The 1,035-nt window shown below is 46.1% G+C and carries 1 protein-coding gene and 1 pseudogene; one reads left to right on the plus strand and one right to left on the minus strand.

The window, feature by feature from the left end:
- Nucleotides 1–127, plus strand: a pseudogene (locus tag B4033_RS01755) (SCP2 sterol-binding domain-containing protein); the annotation flags it as partial.
- A 62-nt stretch (nucleotides 128–189) separates the two neighbouring features.
- On the opposite strand, the gene B4033_RS01760 reads toward B4033_RS01755, so the two are convergent.
- The coding region (locus tag B4033_RS01760) for a transglycosylase SLT domain-containing protein (protein WP_286831542.1) at nucleotides 190–1,035 on the minus strand (846 nt) is incomplete at its 5' end.

The raw sequence follows: 1,035 nt of genomic DNA on the forward strand, positions 1-1,035 counted from the left end.
GCAAGCATTCATGACCGGTAAGATCAAGGTTCAGGGGGATATGTCTCAGCTGATGGCATTGCAAACTGCAAAACCAAGCCAAGAGCAAAAAGATCTGTTCAAGAAAGTGCTTGAGCAAACAACCTGATCAGTCCTATCTGCATAAAAAAAGCTTACCCTTAGGTAAGCTTTTTTTATGGCTTGAATAAATCAGATATTCACAAGCTCTGAACTTTTAATCTGTTCCAGATAAGAACGGATACGTGTTACATATTGCAGTGCCTGACGATAACGGCCATTGCTGGCTTTGTTATGCTCCAGATAGCTATACAGGTTTACCCAGTTATCCGGATCCTTACCCTGGTTACGGATACTGTTCTGAACTTTCTGAACTGCACCTGGACCCATGTTATAGGCTACTAAGGCATACCAGTTACGGTCTGGCATAGGAATATGCTCAAAGCGTGACAGCATCTTGTCATAGTATTTCGCACCGCCCTCAATACTTTGAACAGGATCGGTACGGTTATTTACACCCATTGCCTTTGCGGTTGAGCTTGTCAGCATCATCAGACCACGGACACCGGTCGGGGACACGGAGTTTGGCTTGAGATAAGATTCCTGGTAGCCGATCGCGGCGAGCAGATGCCAGTCCAGGCCGTACTGCTGTGCAGATCGCTGGAAGCTGGCCTTGTAAATGGGGAGGCGCTGGCTAAGATCCTGATGGATATTATCCTTAAAATGCTCCTCGACTACATTCTGATTGTAAAAGGAAGCGAGCTGATTGATTGCGCCGCTTTGCTTGCTGTTACATACGAAATTACTTGCAGTCTGGCTCAATGGATCATTGGCTGATTTGAAAACCCAGTTCAGGTTGGCATTCAGGCCTTTAGACGACAGGGAACTGCCATCACCACAAGTTGCAGAGAATGACGTCAGTTTACGCGCTTCAATGCTGCTGATACTGCTTGTAGTCATTGCCATGTTGGCTTTGCCTTGAGCAACCATTTTCAATGCAGTGGCATCATCGCTGACTGTTTTGAAATCCAGTTTTAC

The sequence above is a fragment of the Acinetobacter sp. UBA3132 genome (assembly GCF_002364825.1).
Taxonomy (GTDB): Bacteria; Pseudomonadota; Gammaproteobacteria; order Pseudomonadales; family Moraxellaceae; genus Acinetobacter; species Acinetobacter schindleri.